Source organism: Glycomyces tarimensis (assembly GCF_054776215.1).
This window is the reverse complement of record NZ_BAAHCB010000023.1, coordinates 89,908-108,103: the sequence shown is the minus strand read 5'-3', so window position 1 is coordinate 108,103 and position 18,196 is coordinate 89,908. Positions and strand designations below refer to the sequence as shown.

Sequence of the window (18,196 nt, the reverse complement as noted above, 5' to 3'; positions counted from 1 at the left end):
CGCGCCCGTCCAAGGCCTGTTTCGCAACACGCCATACGTTTCGGGCATGATCGCTGGTCAAAGGCGCTGTGCGAGCTACGCTCGCGAGGTGAGCGACTCAGGCACGGCACCCGATCTGGACCTGCGACTCGTCCGGTACTTCACCAAGGTCGTCCAGCACCGGCATTTCGGCCGCGCGGCCGCGGAGCTCTACGTCAACCAGCCCTCGCTGAGCCGCCAGATCCGCAAGCTCGAACAGCAGCTCGGCGCCCGCCTACTGCATCGCACGCCGCAGGGATGCGAACTCACCGATGCAGGCGAGGCGTTCCTGCCGCGCGCGGAGGCGCTCCTGCGCTCGGCGGCGGGGGCCGTGGCAGCGGCGCGCTCCGCCGTGGCGAGCCGCATCACCGTGGGCTACATGAGCGGCATCATCGTCACCTCCGCCGTGCGGGAGCTGCGGCGCCGGTATCCCGACGCCGAGGTCAACGCCGTGCACCTGGCCTGGAACGAGCCTCGGGCGGCGCTGCTCGACCACCGGGTGGACGCGGCGGTGGTCCGCCTGCCGATCCGCGGCGACCAGCTCGACGTGACGACGCTGTACGAGGAGCCGCGGGCCGTGCTGCTGCCCCTCGATCACCGCCTGGCCGGCAAGGAGTCGGTGCGTCTCGGCGACATCGCCCACGAGCCGCTGCCGCGACTGCCCGATCCGGACTGGGACGCGTACTGGCGCATCGACCCGCGCCCCGACGGGAGCCGGGCGCCGGACGGCCCCTTCATCGAGGCGATCGAGGACAAGTTCGAGGTCATCGCCTCGGGCCAGGCCATCGCGATCGTCTCCGGAGGCGTGCGCTCGGAGGGTTTCCGCAGCGACCTGACGACGGTCCCGCTGCGCGATGTCGAGCCGAGCCATGTCGCGCTCGTGACCAGGGCGGGCGACGCGAACCGGCTGTTGGAGACCTTCGGTGAACTGGCGACCGCCTACCTGGGAGCGGACCGAAGCCCGAACGATCAGGAATAGAGAAGCCCGAACCGCCGTCCCGCATTTAGCGTGGTGCGCATGACCAACATCGAATCCATCACGCTCGAAGTGGCCGACGTCGAGGCCGCCCGCCGTTTCTATACCGCCGCGTTCGATCTCGACGATGCGATCGGTCTGCGGGCCTCCGACGCGCCGACGAGCGGCTTCCGCGGGTTCACCCTGTCGCTCAGCGTGTCGGGGCCGGCCAACGTCGACAGCTTCTTCGACACGGCCGTCGAGGCCGGAGCCACCGTGCTGAAGCCGGCCGCGAAATCGCTCTGGGGATACGGCGTCGTCGTCGAGGCCCCCGACGGGACCGTCTGGCAGATCGTGACCTCGCAGAAGAAGGACACCGGCCCTGCGACCCGGAAGGTCGATTCGATCGTGCTCATGCTCGGGGTGTCGGACATGCCCGAGAGCAAGCGGTTCTACGTCGACCACGGCCTCACCGTCGCGAAGAGCTACGGCAAGAAGTACACCGAGTTCGAGGCCACGCCGGGCGCGACGTCGCTGGCGCTCTACCCGCAGAAGGGCATCACCAAGCTCGTCGGCGTCAAAGCCGTCGGCACCGGCTCGCACCGGCTCGTCGTCCACGGCGGCACCGAAGCCTTCACCGACCCGGACCGGTTCGAATGGGAGCCCGCCGCGAACGCGGACGGCAGCTGAGCCGGGCCGTGGCCGCGCGGCGATGAATCCGAGCGTCTGGCCTCGTCTGCACAATCGAAACTCGAACGCCGACGGAGGAGACGCCATGATCGCGCCGCAGACGCACACCCTGGAAGCACCCGGCGCCGTACTGTACTACGACATTCGCGAGTGCGGCACCGGCTCCGAGCCGCCCTTGCTGCTCATCGGCTCGCCGATGGCCGCGCCCGGGTTCACCACGCTGGCCGGTCACTTCGCCGACCGCACGGTGGTCACCTACGACCCGCGCGGGGCCGAGCGCAGCAAGCGCACGGACGGCGCCGCCGAGACCACGCCCGATGAGCATGCCGACGACCTGCACCGGCTGATCTCGGCCATCGGTGCCGGCCCGGTCGACCTCTTCGCCAGCAGCGGCGGCGCGGTGAACGCGCTCGCCCTGGTCGCCCGCCATCCCGAGCAGGTGCGCACCCTGGTCGCGCACGAGCCGCCCGCCGCCCAGGAACTGCCCGACCGCGAAGCGGTGCTGGCCGTGTGCGAGGACATCCGACGGACGTACCTGAGCTCGGGCTTCGGCCCGGCGATGGCGAAGTTCATCGCGCTGGTCACCCATCAGGGCCCGTTCACGTCCGAATTCGTCGACAGCCCCGGACCGAATCCCGCCGACTTCGGGCTGCCGACCGAGGACGACGGTTCCCGCGACGATCCCCTGCTCGGGCAGAACATCGTCGCGTGCAATTCCTACCGGCACGATTTCGCCGCGCTCCGGGCCGCCTCGACCCGGATCGTGGTCGGCGTCGGCGCTGCATCCGGTCAGGAGACGGCGGCACGCGCCGCGCGGGCCGTCGCGGCACGACTCGGTACGGACCCGGCCACGTTCCCGAGCGACCACGGCGGTTTCCTCGGTGGCGAGTACGGCCAGACCGGGGAGCCCGACGCCTTCGCCGCCACGCTGCGCAAGGTCCTCGCCGGCTGACGCCTCCTTGCCGTTCTTGATCGGCCAGGAGTGCGAGCCGGGCTTTCGCGCCTCGTCCCGCAACCGCCCGGTGATGCGGGAGCCGACGCGGCCGCGATATGGCACCGGCCCGCTCGATCCCCTGGACCGAGCGGGCCCGGCGGGTCAGCAGCCGATGCGCTCGGTGCCGAAGGCGACGTCGTCGTACCAGAGGGTGTCGGTTTCGGAGCCGTAGGACTCCCAGCCGAGCCGCAGGTCCGTCAGCGACGGGTGCCAGTCCGAGCGGGACAGCCACTGCTCGTCGATGTCGTGATCGGGGACGCCGTCGACGACCAGGCCTTCGACGAGATCCCCGTCGATCCAGGTCCGCAGTTCGCCGCCCGCGACATGGAACTCGACGCAGGTCCAGCTATCGACCGGCAGGGGCCGGCTCAGCGCCACGCCTGCCGGGCTCTGGGCCGGGAGCGTCGCGTCGTCGGACTCGCGGTTCCACTGCAGGGCGCCGTTCTGGCCGCCCAGGCGCAGATCGCGGTCGCCGTCGTTCGCGTCGCCCATCGCGACCATCGTGGTGTGGTTCTGCGGCTGGGCGGTGGTGTGGTCGACGTAGAGGCGGAACCACTCGGCGTCGGCGGGCAGCTCGCGGCCGATGAAGATGTGGTTGCAGTAGTTGCCGCCGCCGTCGATGCGGATCGAGGTGGAGCCGCCGTGCGCGAACGTGTCGTCCACGGTCGCCGTTCCGGTCCCGGTGCAGTTCTCGGCACCGACGGTCCAGTCACCGCCCGGAGTGGCGCCGGTCTGGTCCTCGAAGCCGTCGCAGACCGCGCCGGCCGGACAGCTCCCGTCCGGCGGGGCCGTCTCGCTCGGGTCCTCGCTCGGCGTCTCGCTCGGCTCGTCGCTCGGCGTCTCGGTCAAAGGAGTGGTCGTGTCGGGCTCCGCGGGCTCCCCGCAGCGCTCGCCGTTGAGGAGGAACTCCCCGATCGCGAAGGCGGGGCCGCCGACGACCAGCCCGGCGACCTCCCGCTCCTCGCCGGCCGCGACGGTGCCGTTCCAGCCCACGTCCGAGCCGGTGAAGTGCCGCCCCGACTGGCTCCAGTCCAGGTTCCAGGCGCTTTGGACGTCGGCCCCGTCTGGCAGATCGAACTCGACGGTCCAGCCGTTGAGGCCGCCGTCCGGACCGATGAGCGTGAGCTTGGCCTGATGGGCGGTCCCCCAGTCGCCGACGACCTCGTACCGGACCGAATCGCAGGTGACGGCGTGCGCCGGGCTCGCCGCCACCACCGCCAGTGCCCCGGCGGCCAGGGCCACCGTCGCCGAGGCGACGGCGCCGATGCTCCGGCGCCGTCTTCGAGCGTGCATGTCCTCCATGCGACAACCTCCTTCGCGCCCGCGCCGCCGCTACGCGTCCACGGGCATAGGCATACATATTTATGAACGTAAATATTATGACTCATGGGGCCTCACGGACATATGACGCCCTTACAGACCAAATCGGGAAAGCTCGGGCAAACGACTCGGTGAGCCGACCGCTTCGCCGTGGCCTCAGCGTCGCTTGCGGTTCGACCACCAGTTCCGGATCCCGCTGGAGACCCACGAGACCGCCCCGATCACCGCCGCCGTCAGACCCGAGGTGAGCAGCTTCTGCCGGAATGCGGCGCTGTCGCCGACAAGCCAGTTCGCGATCCCCGTTTCCGAGCTGTCGGACGACAGGGCGACGACGGCGACGAGGAGGCCGATGACCAAGATCCACGGAGCACGGTCGAGGGCGAAGTCGACGACTCGCAGCAGAGCGTTGGTGGCTCGCATGCCTCCTCTGCGGATGCCCTTGCGCGGCAGCCCCGCGCGCCATGCGCCCAGCGCCGCGACGATCTGACCGGTCAGCCATACATGCCGCTGCGCACCGTCGTCCCACAGGACCCACGAGCCGCGGACGTCGTTCGATCCGGAGGCCGACTGCCGTTCGAGCAGGTGGTGCACGGCGAGCAGGCACGCCGAGCGGGAGCGGTGGTCCTCCATCCGGGCGAGGGCGAGCAGGCCCCACGCCGTCCCGCAGTTGGTGCACTTGTTGGCGAGCTGCAGTGAGGACCGGTCCGCCGGGGCGCTCCATTCGTCGATGCTGTTGGGCCACCGGCCGCTGTCACGCTGCTGCCCCACCAGGTACTCGACGGCCAGCTCGAACCCTTCGGGCGGCACCCCCGCGGCTTGGAAGGCGACGATCACCTGAGCGGTGGTGGACGGGTTCGGGCGGGCGAAGCCGGTGACGCCCCAGCCGTGGCTCTCGCCGTCCTGGGAACGCAGCAGGTACGAGACGATCTTGTCCCTGAGGTCTTCCCGGTGGCCCCAGAGCGCGAAGGCCCACAGCGTCAGGGCGCACGGCATGGCGCGCGAGGGCTCGGTGTCGCCGGGGACCGATGAGACGGATCCGTTGCGCTGATCGACGCACGATTCCAGGAACGACAGGCCGACGGTGACCGGTCGGTTCTTCGCTCCGGCCGAGGCCGCGTGCAAGGCGATGAGCGCCCATGCGGTGGATTCGGCGCCGGCGAAGCCGAACTCGCCGCTGTCGAAGGAGCCGTCCTTGCGCTGTCGGCTCCTGATCCACCGGGCGGTGGCGTGCAGGTCGATGTCACCGAGGGGCGCCGACACCTTCGCCCCACATCCGCGAAGGGCGACGATGGCGCAGACGGCGTCGACGGTGCCGCCCCAGAGCGACGCCTCCGAGCCCCCGGCCATCACCGGCCAGAAAGGCTCGTTCGGAATCTGGTGGCGCCGGATCCATTTGGCCGCGAGCAGGAGGCTGTGGTCGAGCTCTTCCTCAGTCGGCCATCGTCGCTTCAGCATCACGCACCTCCAGGGATGAGGAATCCGGTCCGCCACTCCCGAGTCGACGAGCGGGTACTCATTCGAAAAGTCGGACGGAATGAATCCGGTGCGCCATTGCACGACAGATGTATTCGAGTCATTCATCATCGCAGGGCCATGCACGCGCCGCAACCAAGGATTGACTAACATAAATTCGATCGACTTATGGTGCCGCGAGCCACCAGGCATTTTCGATACGAAGCCACTTTTCCTGGTGCCCAAGGGATGTCGACGATCGATATTTCCGGAGGCCAGTGCCCGAAAGAGTGAATGGCGCCGAACGCGCACTGTTCCAATTGCACAGCAGCCGTTGCATGAATGCCACAATCACTGTCAGGAAAGTGACACTTGCCTATGCACTCGTTTCGAGTCCGAGCAGTTGTGACCCGTGAGGCGGAATTGTGGAGGTGAGTTCGGTGGTAGAGGGTCTCGTGGCTACCCGAGCTGCCGATCAGGTTCGGGGATCACCGCTCCCCGGAGCCCCTGATGAACCTCCATCCGCCCGGTGACCTTTCACGCCATCACTTCCGATATTCGAAACGAGCGCTGTGCCGCGGTGTCGCGCCTTCAGACGTGGAGGCGGCCACGGAGGGCCGATCAGCACCCGCGTCGGTCAGGGTGACCGGCGCGGCGACCTGCTTCCCGGCGTCGGGGGGAGCAGGCGAGCAACCACCCGCCAGAATGACGGAGGCACCCCTTGAGGAGGGGCGCCCGTCAACACACCGGCATCTGAAAGGACCGACATTGCACTGGTATCTGGCGGTGCTCAAGAACTACGCGGGCTTCAGCGGGCGTGCGCGTCGCAAGGAGTACTGGATGTTCGTGCTCTTCCACGCGCTCGCCGTCTTCCTCCTGTGCGTGATCGCCGTCGCGGGAGCCGTGACGATCGCCGCCCAGACGGACGGCAGTGGCCTCTCGGCGCTCCCCGTCATCCCTGTGATCCTCTACTATCTCGCCACCGTCGTCCCCACCATCGCGGTAGTCGTCCGGCGCCTCCACGACACGGGGCGCTCGGGCTGGTGGTACCTCATGGTCCTCATTCCGTTCGGCATCGGCGGCATCGTGCTGCTGGTGTTCACGGTCGAAGAGGGCCAGCCGCACGACAATCAATACGGGCCCAGCCCCAAACCCGTGCCCGCTCATCCCCAATACGCCGTCCCGTATCCCCAGGGACAGCAGGGCGTTTATTAGTCCGAGGGCGGGGACTCGGAGGAGTCCCCGCCCTGGACTGGGCCCCGGTCGATCGGAAGACACTCGCCGCGCTCGTCCGCCATGCCCTCGTCGAGCTCCACGCCGCGGCAGCCGCGCTCCGCGAGGAGGCACACCTGCCCTTACCCATATATGACAGCACATATATGTGCGCTACCATTTACACATGTCGCTCCGCTACGCCGTCCTCGGGATCCTGTCCATTCAGCCGATGAGCGGCTACGAGCTGAAGAAGACCATCGACGAGAGCATCGGGCACTTCTGGACGGCGGACCAGTCGCAGATCTACCGAACGCTCGCCGGACTGGTGGACGACGGCCTGGCCTCCCGCCGCACGGTGGTCCAGGACGAGCGGCCCAACATGCACCTGCACGCCCCGACCGATCGCGGACTGGCCGAACTGGACCGATGGCTCGCCTCGCCGCTGCAGGCGCCCCCGGCACGAGAGCCGTTCCTGGCACGGCTGTTCTTCGCCGACCGGCTGCCGGCCGACGAGATACGAGCACTGCTGCGCACCCGCCGGGAAGCGGTGAGCGGGCAACTGGCCGCCTTGGAGGCGATCGCCGTTCCGGCGAAGGGGGCCGAGGAGCTCGGGCATGTACTGCGCCTGGCCACACTCGCCTGCGGCATCGCTCACGCCAAGACCGAGCTCGACTGGCTGGATGCCACCGAACGACGACTCGAACGGATCATGCCATGACGGCGCCCCTCTCGGCCAAGCTCGATCACATCGCGGCCCGATACGCCGCCAAGCCCGCGGTCTCGGCGATGAGCTTCGCGGTCGAGCAGCCGTCCACCGGATTCACCTGGCGGTACGGGGACACCGCTCGGCCGTACTTCATCGCCAGCATCACCAAGCTGTACACCGTCGCGATCATCATGCAGCTCCGCGACGAGGGCGCCCTGGCGCTCGACACACGGGCCGCGGAGCTGCTCGGCGAGGACGCGATGCGCGGCCTGAACGTGCGCGACGGCCACGATCACGGCCCGGCCGTCACCGTGCGCGAACTGCTGGCGCAGACGTCCGGGATACCGGACTATTTCGAGCAGCAGCGCACCGACGGAACGACCTTCCTGGACGACATGCTCCGCACCGACGCCGCCTGGACCTTCGAGGACTTCATCGAGATGGCGAGGCGCGTACCGAGCCGATTCGCCCCCTCGGCACCAGGGCGAGCGCAGTACGGCGACACCAACTACCAGCTGCTCGGGCGCATCATCGAGACGCTCGCGCCCGGCGGCTACGAAGACGCCGTCCGCCATCGGATCATCGAGCCGCTCGGCCTGCGCGACACGTGGCTGTTCACCCCGAAAACGCTGGATCGCTACGGCGAGGTCGCGACGGTCCTGCACGGTCGCACACCGCTGCGCGTCCCGAAGTCGGTCGCCTCGTTCCGTCCCGACGGCGCGATGGTGTCGACCGCGACCGACCAGGTGCGGTTCCTCCGCGCCTTCATCGGAGGCGAGCTGTTTCCCGCGCGGTACCTGAGCGAGATGACCGCCCGCTGGAATCCGGTGTTCTCGCGCCTGGACCCCATCGACTACGGCATCGGCATCATGCGGTTCAAGCTTCCCCGCTGGCAGTCGCCCTTCGCCCCGATCCCGGAGATGATCGGCCACTCCGGCGCCTTCGGGAGCGTCCTCTACCACGTCCCCGAACGGGATCTCTACCTCGCGGGCACCGTCAACCAGATGCGTTCCCGCAGGCTCCCTTATCCGCTGATGCTGCGGCTCGTCGCTCAGCTGCGCTGAGCGGCGCCCCGCTCCGTCGGGTCGTCCGGCGCTAGGGCGCGGGGTCGCGGCGCTTGCGGGGGGCCGCGGAGCGCGGCGGCTTGGCGCGCATGTGGTCGCGCACCCGGGACATGATCTCGCCCAAGCGATCCAGGTCCCGGTCGGACAGCGGTTCGAACAATTGACCGCGGACGACACGGACGTGGCCGGGCAGGACGCGCTCGAGCAGGGCCCGGCCCTCGTCGGTGATGCTGACCAGTGTGGAGCGCTCGTCGTCGGGGCTGGGGCCGCGGGTCACGAGCCCGGCCTTCTCCAGCAGACCGACCTGGTACGTCAGGCCGCTGCGGCTGTAGACGACCCCGTCGGCCAACTGCGTCATGGTCGCCCGCCCGTCGGCGGCGTTGAGGCCTGCCAACAGCTGGAACTGCACGGTGCTCAGGCCGCCTTCGGCCCGCAAATGCTGCTCCACCTCGTGCTGGAGCAGGCTCGTCGCCTCCATGAGCGCGAAATAGGCGCCCAACTGCCGCGGGTCGAGCGCCTGGTCGTCGTGCGGCCGGGATGGGGACATCCCCGAATCCTACCTGTTTCGAATGCAAAGCATTGTGCCGAGCATCACCGCGAGAACACTAGCGCTTCGAATTCGAAGCAGGTTATCGTCGCTTCATGCTTCGAATTCGAAGCAACAACGGAGGAGGCATCATGAAGGCAGTTCGTTACCACGCATACGGCGACAGCGACGTCCTGGTCCACGAAGAGGCGGACCGGCCGACGGCGAGCGCGGGTCAGGTGGTGCTCCAGGTGGCCGCCAGTGCGTTCAGCCCGCTGGATCTCGCGATCCGCGCGGGACAGATGCGGGAGGTGTTCCCGGTCGAGTTCCCGCACACGCCGAACTACGACGTCGCGGGCGTCATCGTCGAGCTCGGCGCAGGCGTGAGCGGCTGGAGCGTCGGCGACCGGGTGATCGCGTTCCTCCCGGCCGACGCACCGGGCGGAGCCGCCGAGTACGTCGCGGCTCCCGCCGAACTGCTGGCCGCCGCCCCGCGCGAGGCCGATCTGGTGGACGCCGCGGCGCTGCCGTCGGTGGCGCTGACGGCCCGGCAGTCGCTCTTCGACCACGCGAACCTTCAAGCGGGGCAGCGTGTGCTGATCAACGGTGCCGGTGGGGCCGTCGGCGGCTACGCGGTCCAGCTCGCGGCACGGGCGGGCGCGAGCGTGACCGCGACGGCCAGTGCGCGCAGCGTCGACAAGGTCCGTTCGTACGGTGCGCAAACCATCGTCGACTACACCGCGACGCCCGTGCCCCAGGCGCTCTCGGGGCGGCGGTTCGACGTCGTGCTGAACCTGGTGCGCACCGATCCCGAGGCGACCGCGCGGCTGGTGGACCTGGTCGCCGACGGCGGGTCCTTCGTCAGCACCACCACTCCCGGCCCTGATGACGCCGGGCGCGGCGTGCGGACGGTGCGGGTCTTCGTCCGCAGCGACGCCGCCCAGCTCGCCGAGCTGGTGTCCGGCGTCGACGGCGGCGAGGTTCGGATCGACGTCGCCGAACGGCGGCCGCTCTCGGAGCTGGCCGAGGTCCACGACTCGGCCCTCACCGGTCGGCTCGCCGGCAAGACCGTGCTCATCCCCTGATGCGACCCGCCGCGACCCCCATCTCGGCCTTGAGCCGGAGGCGGGGGTTGCGGCACGGAAAGAGTGAGTGTACAGTCATTCACATGGCAGCAGCACGAGTTCTCTCCACCGCCGAGGACCGCCGGGAGGCGGTCGTCTCCGCCGCGATCACGGCGTTCGCCGACGGCGGCTTCCACACGGTCCCCATCGCGAAGGTCGCGGAGGTGGCGGGGATCTCACCCGCGTACGTCTCGAAGCTGTTCTCCTCCAAGACGCGACTGTTCGTGGCCGCTCTCGAGGAGTGCTACCGGCGCATCATCGCCTCCTTGGAGCGCGGCGCCGAAACCGCCGACGATGCCTCCCCGCGGGGCGTGCTCGATGCGATGGGCGCGGCCTACGCCGAGCTGATCGCCGACCGCGACCTGCTGGCGCTGCAGGTCCACGCTCAGGCGGCCATCGCCGAGCCGGAGATCGCCACGGCGGTGCGCCGAGGCATCGCCGACATCACGAATTTCGCCGCCGCGCGCTCGCGCGCCGACGGCCCGGCCGTCCAGAGCTTCATGGCCTTCGGCCAGCTGTGCCACCTGCTCACCACGGTCGACGCCTTCGAGGTCGACGAGGCCTGGGCGCACGTGCTGACCGAAGGCATCCGCCACTCGAACCCGGAAAGGAGGACCCGACCGTGACCGACCGCGCCGAGACCGCACTCGACCGCATCAGCCCTTGGCTGATCATCGCGCTGATACTGGCCCTGGACATCGTCATGTTCACGTCCTGGAACTAGCACCGCCCGAGCCGCCCGTATCGGCGGCCTCTTTTTCGACCATCAAAGTGAGTGAACAACCACTCATTAAGGAGATCGCCATGCGATTCGTCCCCGCTGCACACCGGCGCACCGAGCGGGTCCTGTGGACCACCGCGCTCGTCGTCCTCGTCCTCGCCGCCGTCTTCATGATCGGCCTCTGGGAATGACCGCGCCACACCACACCACCACCGACACCACTGGGAAAGGCATCACCGAAATGACCGCGCGACCGCTCCACGTCGTCCTCGGCGCCGGCCCGGCCGGCACCGCGCTCGCCACCGAACTCGCCGGGCGGGACCTGGCCGTCCGCCATGTCTCCCGCAGCCCGATCGCCGACACCGACGACCGCGTCGAGACCGTCCAGGCCGACCTGTCGACCCCCGAGGCGGCCATCGCCGCCACCGAGGGCGCCACGGTCGTCTACCACGCGGTCAACGTCGCCTATCACCTGCAGGTGGCGCTCCTGCCGGGCATCGCCGAGGCGGTGCTCGCCGCGACCGCCCGCCACGGCGCCCGCCTGGTCGTGCTCGACACCCTCTACCCCTACGGCGAAGCCGAGGGCGAGGCCATCACCGAACGGACACCGTGGGCCGCGACCACCCGCAAGGGCAGGCTCCGCATCGACCTGGACCGGCGCTACCTCAAGGCCCACGAGGCCGGCGAGACACCGGTGGCGCTGGGACGCTCGGCCGACTTCTTCGGGCCCGGCGTGCTCGCCTCCACCCTCGGCGGGGCGTTCTTCCCCGCCGCGCTCACCGGCGGCCCAGCGCTGGCCCTGGGCGACACGGACCTGCCGCACTCCTACACCTATATCGGCGACGTCGCCCGCGGCCTCGCCACGCTCGGCACCGACCCGAGCGGTGACGGCCGCGTCTGGCACCTGCCGACCAACCCCGCGACGTCCACCAAGGCCGTCCACGCCCTCGTCGAGGAGCTCACCGGACAGCCGCTCGCCATCGAGACGCTCACCGAGCCGACCCCGTTCGGACCGTTCGACGAGCAGGTCATGGCCGAGTACCAGGAGATGTTCTACCAGCACCGCATCCCCCAGAACATGGTCTCGGCCGACTTCGAGACCGCCTTCGGCGTCCGGCCGACACCGTGGAGCGAGGCCCTCGCGGCCACGCTCGAGTGGTACCGGCTCCTCCTGAGCGGAGGTCGGTCATGACCCGGTTCCGCCATCCGCTCGCCGAGCGCTGTGAAACGAGATGGTTCGCATGAAGCGTCGTACCGCACTGACACTCGGCATCAGCGGGGCGTTCGCCCTCGGTGGCGGCGGCGCCTACGCCGCCTGGTTCGCCGGCTCGAAACTGGACACCGCCGGAAAGGTCGACTTCGACAAGGCCCTCGGCATCCCGCCGCTGGCCGAGTCGCGGATCGACGCCACGGGAAGCCGGGTGTTCGAGCTCGACATCCAGGCCGGTCAGACCCGGTTCCTCGACGGAGGGGCCACCGACACCTGGGGCGTCAACGGCGCCTACCTGGGGCCGACGATCCGCGCGGGGCGCGGCGAGGAGGTCGCCTTCGCGGTCCACAACAGCCTCGACCAGGCGACCTCGCTCCACTGGCACGGCATGCACCTGCCGGCCGTGATGGACGGCGGCCCCCACCAGGCCGTCGCTCCGGGCGAGACCTGGACGCCGCAGTGGTCGCTCTCCCAGCGGGCGGCGACGCTGTGGTACCACCCGCACCCGCACGGCCGGACCGCCGACCACGTCTACCGGGGGCTGACGGGCCTGTTCATCGTCGACGACGAGGAGTCCGCCGCGCTCGACCTCCCGGACGAGTACGGCGTGGACGACGTCCCGATGATCGTGCAGGACCGCAAGTTCGACGGCGACAACCAGTTCGAGCAATCGAGTTCGATCGCGGGTTCGTCGGGATCGATCGGCGACGAGATCCTCGTCAACGGCACCCGCGGCCCCTACTTCGACGTCACGACCCGGCTGGTGCGGCTGCGCCTGCTCAACGGCTCCAACGCGCGGCTGTACCACTTCGGGTTCTCCGACGACCGGCGCTTCTCGCTGATCGCCACCGACGGCGGGCTGCTGCCCGAGGCGTGGGAGAGCGACCGTCTGTACCTCTCGCCGGGCGAGCGCGCCGAGATCGTCGTGGCCTTCGAGCCCGGCGAGACCGTCGAGCTGCGCTCCTACCCCTCCGAGTTCGGAGGCATGTTGGGGCGCTTCGACGGCTTCGACGACCGGCTCGACATCGTCCAGTTCCGTGCCGCGGACACCTTGCGCGACGAGACGCGGATCCCGGCGGCGATGGGGACCGCACCGGATCTGGACGTCGCCGAGGCGACCGAGGAGCGCTCCTTCCTGCTCGAGTCCGACGAGATCAACGGCATGGCGATGGCGATGGACCGCATCGACTTCGGTGTCCGCGAGGGCGCGGTGGAGGTGTGGGAGGTGAGCAACGGCAACGGCTTCATCCACAACTTCCACGTCCACGACGTCCAGTTCCAGGTCCTGACGGTCGACGGCGAGCTCCCGCCGCCGCACCTGAGCGGCTGGAAGGACACCGTCCTGCTGGTCCCCGAGCGGCGGTACCGCTTGGCGATGCGCTTCAGCGAGTACACCGACCCGAACGTGCCGTACATGTACCACTGCCACCTGCTGTCGCACGAGGACGAGGGCATGATGGGCCAGTTCGTGGTCCTCGGCGAAGGCGAGTCGATCGGGGAAGTCCCCCAGGCAGGAGCCGCACACGATCACTCATGAGCCGAACGGCTTCCAGATCAGCGGGGCCGGCTTCCCACCACGGGAAGCCGGCCCCGCGCCATCGGGCCGACCGCGCCGCCGGCGTTCCGCACCGGCCCGTCGTACTCCGGCGCTAGCTTGGAGGGGTGGCGAGCCGATCGACGTATGAAGAGCGCCAGGCCGATGGCGCCCTGCGTGCCTGGTCGCCTTGCGTGTGGGTTCGCCGCGCCCCCGACTCCGAGGGGCCGGTGGCCGAGACCCGCGTCGTGCCGGACGCTTGCGTCGACCTGCTCTGGATGCGCGGGCGCCTCGAGGTCGCGGGACCCGATTCCGCGCATCGTCACGTCGCGCTGGAGCCGGGCGAGCGCATCGCGGGCGTACGGATGCGTCCCGGCGCCGCGCGGCTGCTGCTCGGCGGGACGCCCGCGACGGCGGTGCTCGACACCCGACTCGACGTGGAGCCGCTCTGGGGCGGCGACGCCCGTCGCCTCGCGGACCAGGTCGCCGAACAGTCCGATCCGTGGCACATCGCCGAGTGCCTGGCCGGTGCGCTGAGCGCGCGAATCGAGCAACACGGCCCCGATCCGGTCGCGGTCGCCGTAGCCCGCGCGCTCGACCGCCCGCGGCCTGCGGCCCTCACCCGCATGGCGTGGGAACTCGGCTTCTCGGACCGCCAGCTCCGGCGCCGGGTCAGGGCCGCGGTCGGGTACGGACCGAAGACGCTGGAGCAGATCCTGCGGTTCCGCAGGACCGTGGCGGCCTGGTCTCCGGGGGCCGACTGGAGCCGCGTCGCCGCCGAGCAGGGCTACGCCGACCAGGCGCACCTGAGCCGGCAGGTGCGGCGCTGGTCGGGTGCGACGCCGCGCGAGCTCGCGGCTCAGGCGGCCTGATCCCAGGCCCGCAACGTCTGCAGCGCCGCCAGCGTGAATCCGGGCCGCGCCTGCTGCTCGATCGCCGGGTTCCAGCGCCGGTAGTGGATCGGCCAGCCGCCGTCCTCGCGCTGCTGGGAGGCGAGGTGGTCGAGGGCGACGCGCAACTCGGCCTCGGTGAACCAGTCGGCCGCGAGGCTCCGGGGCGAACGGGCGAAGTCGCAGGCGAAGTGGTACTCGTCCTCGGCGTAGCCGGGCGGGGCGGGGATGCCGTCCGGATTCGCCGGGTCCAGCAGGACGAGGTCGGCGTCTCGGACGAGTTCGCCCACTCGCTTCGCGGCGGCGAGCGCCGACGCCCGGTCGGGGTCGTGGTCGAGAAAGACGGTGATGCTGAAGACCTCGTACGGGTGCGTGGCCCGCAGTTCGCCGATCGCCGTCCGGCAGAACCCCGTCGCGTCCTCGACCCACGGGTGGTCGATGCGGTGTTTGAGCAGCAGGCCCGTGACGCGGGCGGTGGTCAGCAGCCCGCCCCGGTCCTGCGGGGGCACCGCGACCCAGGGCGGGCGCGGGTACGGACCGACCGTCGGCAGCAGGTCGGGGACGCCGCCGTCGGCGGCCGTGCGGCGCATGAGCCAGTCGCAGATCGGCCCGGCGCTCCGCTGGTCGAGCGCGCCGATCTCATCGAGGATCTCGAGAGCGGACATGGCCGAGAGCGGCTGCGGCTCGGGGCCCTTGACGTCGGGCTCCAGCGCGAAGGCGAAGCCGCCGTCGGCGGTGCGGTGGGCGTCGAGGGCGGTGCGCGCCGCCTCCGGGCTCCCGCCGCCGGCGAACAGCGCCATCCGGTGCTGGTCGAGGGCGCTGCCGGTCAGCCAGATGAACTCGGCGGACCGTTCGATCATGGTGTCGGTGATTCGCGGCATGGCTCGACGCTATTGCCGGGCCGTCGCCCTCGGCTTGAACGGAACGGACATCGTTGCGAGCGAGCCGCCGTCCCGCGTCAGGTCACCAGACCTTGGCGGTAGGCGTAGACGACCGCCTGGACGCGGTCGCGAAGGCCGAGCTTGGCGAGGATGCGCGACACGAAGGTCTTGACGGTCTCCGGGCTGATCACCAGGGCCGCGGCGATCTCGCTGTTGGAGCGGCCGTCCGCGATGAGGCGCAGGACCTCCAGCTCGCGCGGCGTCAGTGGGATGTCGTCCGGGGCGCCGTCGGCGGGCCGGATCCGGGCGGCGTACTTGCCGACGAGCCGGCGCGTCACCACGGGGTCCAGCAGCGCCGTGCCGGTCGCGACGGTCCGTATCCCGTTGAGCAGTTGGGCCGGCGGCGCGTCCTTGAGCAGGAAGCCGCTCGCCCCGGCGCGCAGGGCCTCGTAGACGTACTCGTCCAGGTTGAACGTGGTCACCACCAGCACCTTGACCGGGTTCGGCACCGCGGCGCCGGCCAGCTTCCGGGTGGCCTCGATCCCGTCGAGCACCGGCATGCGCACGTCCATCACCACGACGTCCGGGCGCAGCCGCTCGGCGAGGTCGACGGCGGCCCGCCCGTCGCCGCACTCGCCCGCCACCTCGAGGTCAGGCTGGGCGTCGATGATCGTCACCAGGCCGGTGCGGACCAGCATCTGGTCGTCGCAGACCAGGACCCGGACCGGCGCGGTCACGACGCGGCCCCCACGGGGATGCGGGCCCGCACGACGAAGCCGCCGCCCGCCTGGGGATCGGCGCTGAAGTCGCCGCCGAGGACGTCGACCCGTTCGCGCAGACCGGCGAGGCCGCGCCCGCTCCCGCCGGGGACCGGCGCCCGCGCGCTCGAATCGGCTGTGCTGATCTCCACGGTGATCTCCCTTTCGCCGTGCCGCGCGCGCACCGAGGTACGGCTGCCGTGGGCGTATTTGAGGGCGTTCGTCAGGGCCTCCTGCACGACCCGGTAGGCCACGAGTTCGGCGCTGCCGGTCGACGCCGCCGGCGTGCCCTCCTCGCTGAACTCCACCGGCTGCCCCGCACGGCGGGTCTGCTCCACGAGCGTGAGCAGCCTGCCGACCGCGGGCGTCCTGGCTTCGGCGCCGTGGTCGGGGTTGAGCAGGTCGAGCAGGTGCCGCAGGTCGGTGGTGGCCCGTCGACCGGTGTCGCTGACGGCGGTGAGGGCCTGGTCGAGGCGCTCCGGCGAGCCGGTCAGGTACCGCGCCGCCTCGGTCTGCACGATCATCGCCGTCACGTGGTGGGTGACGACGTCGTGGAGCTCGCGGGCGATGCGGGTGCGTTCGGCGGTGCGGGTGGCCTCGGCGACGTGTCGGCGGCGCTCGGCCTCGGCCGCCCGGGTGGAGCGCAGCCAGGCCCCGGCGGCCCACGCGACGGCCAGCAGCACATAGAACGTCGCGAATCCGGCCGGGCCCTCGTCCGAGCCGAGTCCGGTGATCGCGAGCGCCAGCAGGGCATAGACCGCGGAGAGGGTCACCACGGCCGCCCGCCGGTACCGCTCCAGATGGGCGCCCGCGCTCAGCAGCGCGATGGGCAGCGCGGTGCCCGCGACCATGTGGTAGGGGCCGAGCGACGCGATGACGAAGCCGAGCGACACCAGGGCGAGGCAGACGGCCGGCCACCGGCGGCGCACGGCGAGCGGAAGGCACAGGAGGGTGAGCGCCACGAAGGCCGACGCGTCGAACGGGCGCGCGGGCAGGTCGCCGAGCTGCGTCTCGTGGCCGTGGAGCACCGGCAGGAAGGACGCGGCGGCGAGCAGCAGCCCGAGCGGGAGGTCCCGGACGGTGACGTCGAGACGACGCCACCGCTCCGGGATCCGCCGAAGATCCATCACTGGGGAAGTGTAGCGGCGGGTTCGGTTTTCGCGTTCCGCCGGCGGCGGGGTACCAGGTGGCCGCGTCGCTTCGCCAGCCAGAGGAATCCGATCCCCGTCAGGCCGCAGAACAGCACCGTGTACAGGCTGCCCTCGGGTCCGAACTCGCCGCCGCTGATGAGCGTCGGGCCGGACGTCGCGGCGTCCAGCAGCCCTTGCGGGGTGCCGTTGCCGGAGACCTCGGTGCTGAACAGCCCGGAGGCGGCGAAGTTCCATCCGAAGTGCAGGCCGATCGGGACCCACAGCTTGCGGGTGGCGATGTACGCGGCGCCGAGCATGAGGCCGGCGGTCATCGCGATGGCGATGGCGCCCCACAGGCTGGCGTTCGGGTTGACCAGGTGGATCAGGCCGAACAGCGCGCTGGTGAGCGCGAGCGAGATCCAGGTGCCGGTGCGTTCTTCGATGATCCGGAGCAGCACGCCGCGGAACAGGAGCTCCTCGGTCACGGAAGCGGCGGCCATGAAACCGATCAAGCCGAGCGCGCCCGTAGGCGTGCCGAGACCCTCCACGTCGTAATAGCCGAGGAAGGCGATGTTCACGATGACGAGGCTGAACAGCGCGACACCGGCCGCCGTTCCGAGCCCGAGTCCGACCCCGGCGCCCTCCAGGGCGACCTCTGTGGACGGGCGGCGCTCGGTGCGTCGCACGACCCATCCGTAGACGGGCACCGCGATCACGGCGGTCAGGGCGCCGAGGACCAGCGTGAGCCACGGGTCGTCCTGGACGGCGGCGACCGCCAGGCCGCCGATGACCGTGATCGCCGTGACGGCCACGAGTTGCCAAACCACTCTCATGAGGACTCCTTAGTCGGGTCCGCGGCGGGGGCGCCGCGGCTGACTAGGACGCTACGGACCAAACCGTGAGGAGTCGTCACCATGAAGTGGGCACTTGGACGTGGCTCGCATGGGGGACGAGCACCGCGAGGCCCCGCCAGTGCGGTGGTGCGCGGCGCGGACGAGGAGGCCGTCA

Annotated in this window: 18 protein-coding genes; 11 read left to right on the top strand and 7 right to left on the bottom strand. The window is 70.5% G+C overall.

Annotated elements, in window-relative coordinates; translation table 11 throughout:
- Positions 1-88: 88 nt before the first annotated feature.
- The 3 genes from ACYVK3_RS19180 (at position 89) to ACYVK3_RS19170 (ending at position 2,615) form a co-directional block, all read left to right on the top strand.
- Entirely contained in the window at positions 89-997 is a 909-nt protein-coding gene (locus ACYVK3_RS19180) for a LysR family transcriptional regulator (protein ID WP_460498938.1), read from the top strand.
- A 39-nt stretch (positions 998-1,036) separates the two neighbouring features.
- Complete coding sequence (locus ACYVK3_RS19175) at positions 1,037-1,663, top strand: glyoxalase (RefSeq protein WP_460498937.1); 627 nt, start codon at positions 1,037-1,039, stop codon at positions 1,661-1,663.
- 85 nt (positions 1,664-1,748) lie between these two features.
- Positions 1,749-2,615, top strand: coding sequence for an alpha/beta fold hydrolase (locus tag ACYVK3_RS19170; RefSeq protein ID WP_460498936.1), 867 nt, complete (start codon positions 1,749-1,751; stop codon positions 2,613-2,615).
- A 144-nt stretch (positions 2,616-2,759) separates the two neighbouring features.
- Here ACYVK3_RS19170 and ACYVK3_RS19165 read toward each other — a convergent pair whose 3' ends face one another.
- Both ACYVK3_RS19165 and ACYVK3_RS19160 read right to left on the bottom strand, forming a co-directional pair.
- The gene (locus ACYVK3_RS19165) at positions 2,760-3,959 is read right to left on the bottom strand and encodes a cellulose binding domain-containing protein (RefSeq protein WP_460498935.1); all 1,200 of its coding nucleotides are present in this window, start codon (positions 3,957-3,959) and stop codon (positions 2,760-2,762) included.
- A 174-nt stretch (positions 3,960-4,133) separates the two neighbouring features.
- The gene (locus ACYVK3_RS19160; RefSeq protein WP_460498934.1) at positions 4,134-5,432 is read right to left on the bottom strand and encodes a hypothetical protein; all 1,299 of its coding nucleotides are present in this window, start codon (positions 5,430-5,432) and stop codon (positions 4,134-4,136) included.
- A gap of 765 nt (positions 5,433-6,197) precedes the next feature.
- On the opposite strand from ACYVK3_RS19160, the gene ACYVK3_RS19155 reads away from it, so the two are divergent.
- The 3 genes from ACYVK3_RS19155 to ACYVK3_RS19145 all read left to right on the top strand — a co-directional run bounded on the left by ACYVK3_RS19155 (position 6,198) and on the right by ACYVK3_RS19145 (position 8,414).
- Positions 6,198-6,644: a DUF805 domain-containing protein gene (locus ACYVK3_RS19155; protein WP_460498933.1), complete on the top strand. Its 447-nt coding sequence runs from the start codon at positions 6,198-6,200 to the stop codon at positions 6,642-6,644.
- A 184-nt stretch (positions 6,645-6,828) separates the two neighbouring features.
- Positions 6,829-7,362 (top strand): PadR family transcriptional regulator, encoded by a 534-nt coding sequence (locus ACYVK3_RS19150; RefSeq protein WP_460498932.1) that lies wholly within the window; start codon positions 6,829-6,831, stop codon positions 7,360-7,362.
- The gene (locus tag ACYVK3_RS19145; RefSeq protein WP_460498931.1) at positions 7,359-8,414 is read left to right on the top strand and encodes a serine hydrolase domain-containing protein; all 1,056 of its coding nucleotides are present in this window, start codon (positions 7,359-7,361) and stop codon (positions 8,412-8,414) included. The genes ACYVK3_RS19150 and ACYVK3_RS19145 overlap by 4 nt, the downstream gene beginning before the upstream one ends.
- Positions 8,415-8,445: 31 nt before the next feature.
- On the opposite strand, the gene ACYVK3_RS19140 is transcribed toward ACYVK3_RS19145, so the two are convergent.
- Positions 8,446-8,961, bottom strand: a complete 516-nt coding sequence (locus tag ACYVK3_RS19140) for a MarR family winged helix-turn-helix transcriptional regulator (RefSeq protein ID WP_460498930.1) — start codon at positions 8,959-8,961, stop codon at positions 8,446-8,448.
- Between the two features lie 131 nt (positions 8,962-9,092).
- On the opposite strand from ACYVK3_RS19140, the gene ACYVK3_RS19135 reads away from it, so the two are divergent.
- From ACYVK3_RS19135 to ACYVK3_RS19115, 5 genes are all read left to right on the top strand, one after another.
- Positions 9,093-10,025 carry an NADP-dependent oxidoreductase gene (locus ACYVK3_RS19135; RefSeq protein ID WP_460498929.1) on the top strand — a complete coding sequence of 311 codons (933 nt, stop codon included), beginning with the start codon at positions 9,093-9,095 and terminating at the stop codon, positions 10,023-10,025.
- Positions 10,026-10,108: 83 nt separating this feature from the next.
- On the top strand, positions 10,109-10,690 hold the full coding sequence (locus ACYVK3_RS19130) for a TetR/AcrR family transcriptional regulator (protein WP_460498928.1): 582 nt from the start codon (positions 10,109-10,111) through the stop codon (positions 10,688-10,690).
- Between the two features lie 336 nt (positions 10,691-11,026).
- Positions 11,027-11,977 (top strand): NAD-dependent epimerase/dehydratase family protein, encoded by a 951-nt coding sequence (locus ACYVK3_RS19125; protein ID WP_460498927.1) that lies wholly within the window; start codon positions 11,027-11,029, stop codon positions 11,975-11,977.
- Between the two features lie 49 nt (positions 11,978-12,026).
- The gene (locus ACYVK3_RS19120; RefSeq protein ID WP_460498926.1) at positions 12,027-13,532 is read left to right on the top strand and encodes a multicopper oxidase family protein; all 1,506 of its coding nucleotides are present in this window, start codon (positions 12,027-12,029) and stop codon (positions 13,530-13,532) included.
- Between the two features lie 125 nt (positions 13,533-13,657).
- Positions 13,658-14,401, top strand: a complete 744-nt coding sequence (locus ACYVK3_RS19115) for a helix-turn-helix domain-containing protein (RefSeq protein ID WP_460498925.1) — start codon at positions 13,658-13,660, stop codon at positions 14,399-14,401.
- Here the strand turns inward: ACYVK3_RS19115 and ACYVK3_RS19110 are convergent.
- From ACYVK3_RS19110 to ACYVK3_RS19095, 4 genes are all read right to left on the bottom strand, one after another.
- Positions 14,389-15,300 (bottom strand): hypothetical protein, encoded by a 912-nt coding sequence (locus ACYVK3_RS19110; protein ID WP_460498924.1) that lies wholly within the window; start codon positions 15,298-15,300, stop codon positions 14,389-14,391. The genes ACYVK3_RS19115 and ACYVK3_RS19110 overlap by 13 nt on opposite strands.
- Before the next feature lie 77 nt (positions 15,301-15,377).
- The gene (locus ACYVK3_RS19105; RefSeq protein ID WP_460498923.1) at positions 15,378-16,037 is read right to left on the bottom strand and encodes a transcriptional regulator; all 660 of its coding nucleotides are present in this window, start codon (positions 16,035-16,037) and stop codon (positions 15,378-15,380) included.
- Positions 16,034-17,188 (bottom strand): sensor histidine kinase, encoded by a 1,155-nt coding sequence (locus ACYVK3_RS19100; RefSeq protein WP_460498922.1) that lies wholly within the window; start codon positions 17,186-17,188, stop codon positions 16,034-16,036. The genes ACYVK3_RS19105 and ACYVK3_RS19100 overlap by 4 nt, the downstream gene beginning before the upstream one ends.
- A complete protein-coding gene (locus ACYVK3_RS19095; RefSeq protein ID WP_460498921.1) occupies positions 17,185-18,021 on the bottom strand; it encodes a CPBP family intramembrane glutamic endopeptidase in 837 nt (278 codons plus the stop codon). Before ACYVK3_RS19095 ends, ACYVK3_RS19100 begins: the two co-directional genes overlap by 4 nt.
- Positions 18,022-18,196 lie beyond the last annotated feature (175 nt).

Excerpts from the sequence above, each read along its gene's own strand:
- ACYVK3_RS19175 (WP_460498937.1), top strand. The coding sequence starts at position 1,037 with ATGACCAACATCGAATCCATCACGCTCGAAGTGGCCGACGTCGAGGCC.
- ACYVK3_RS19170 (WP_460498936.1), top strand. The coding sequence starts at position 1,749 with ATGATCGCGCCGCAGACGCACACCCTGGAAGCACCCGGCGCCGTACTG.
- ACYVK3_RS19165 (WP_460498935.1), bottom strand. The coding sequence starts at position 3,959 with ATGGAGGACATGCACGCTCGAAGACGGCGCCGGAGCATCGGCGCCGTC.
- ACYVK3_RS19160 (WP_460498934.1), bottom strand. The coding sequence starts at position 5,432 with ATGCTGAAGCGACGATGGCCGACTGAGGAAGAGCTCGACCACAGCCTC.
- ACYVK3_RS19150 (WP_460498932.1), top strand. The coding sequence starts at position 6,829 with ATGTCGCTCCGCTACGCCGTCCTCGGGATCCTGTCCATTCAGCCGATG.
- ACYVK3_RS19145 (WP_460498931.1), top strand. The coding sequence starts at position 7,359 with ATGACGGCGCCCCTCTCGGCCAAGCTCGATCACATCGCGGCCCGATAC.
- ACYVK3_RS19140 (WP_460498930.1), bottom strand. The coding sequence starts at position 8,961 with ATGTCCCCATCCCGGCCGCACGACGACCAGGCGCTCGACCCGCGGCAG.
- ACYVK3_RS19135 (WP_460498929.1), top strand. The coding sequence starts at position 9,093 with ATGAAGGCAGTTCGTTACCACGCATACGGCGACAGCGACGTCCTGGTC.
- ACYVK3_RS19130 (WP_460498928.1), top strand. The coding sequence starts at position 10,109 with ATGGCAGCAGCACGAGTTCTCTCCACCGCCGAGGACCGCCGGGAGGCG.
- ACYVK3_RS19125 (WP_460498927.1), top strand. The coding sequence starts at position 11,027 with ATGACCGCGCGACCGCTCCACGTCGTCCTCGGCGCCGGCCCGGCCGGC.
- ACYVK3_RS19120 (WP_460498926.1), top strand. The coding sequence starts at position 12,027 with ATGAAGCGTCGTACCGCACTGACACTCGGCATCAGCGGGGCGTTCGCC.
- ACYVK3_RS19110 (WP_460498924.1), bottom strand. The coding sequence starts at position 15,300 with ATGCCGCGAATCACCGACACCATGATCGAACGGTCCGCCGAGTTCATC.
- ACYVK3_RS19095 (WP_460498921.1), bottom strand. The coding sequence starts at position 18,021 with ATGAGAGTGGTTTGGCAACTCGTGGCCGTCACGGCGATCACGGTCATC.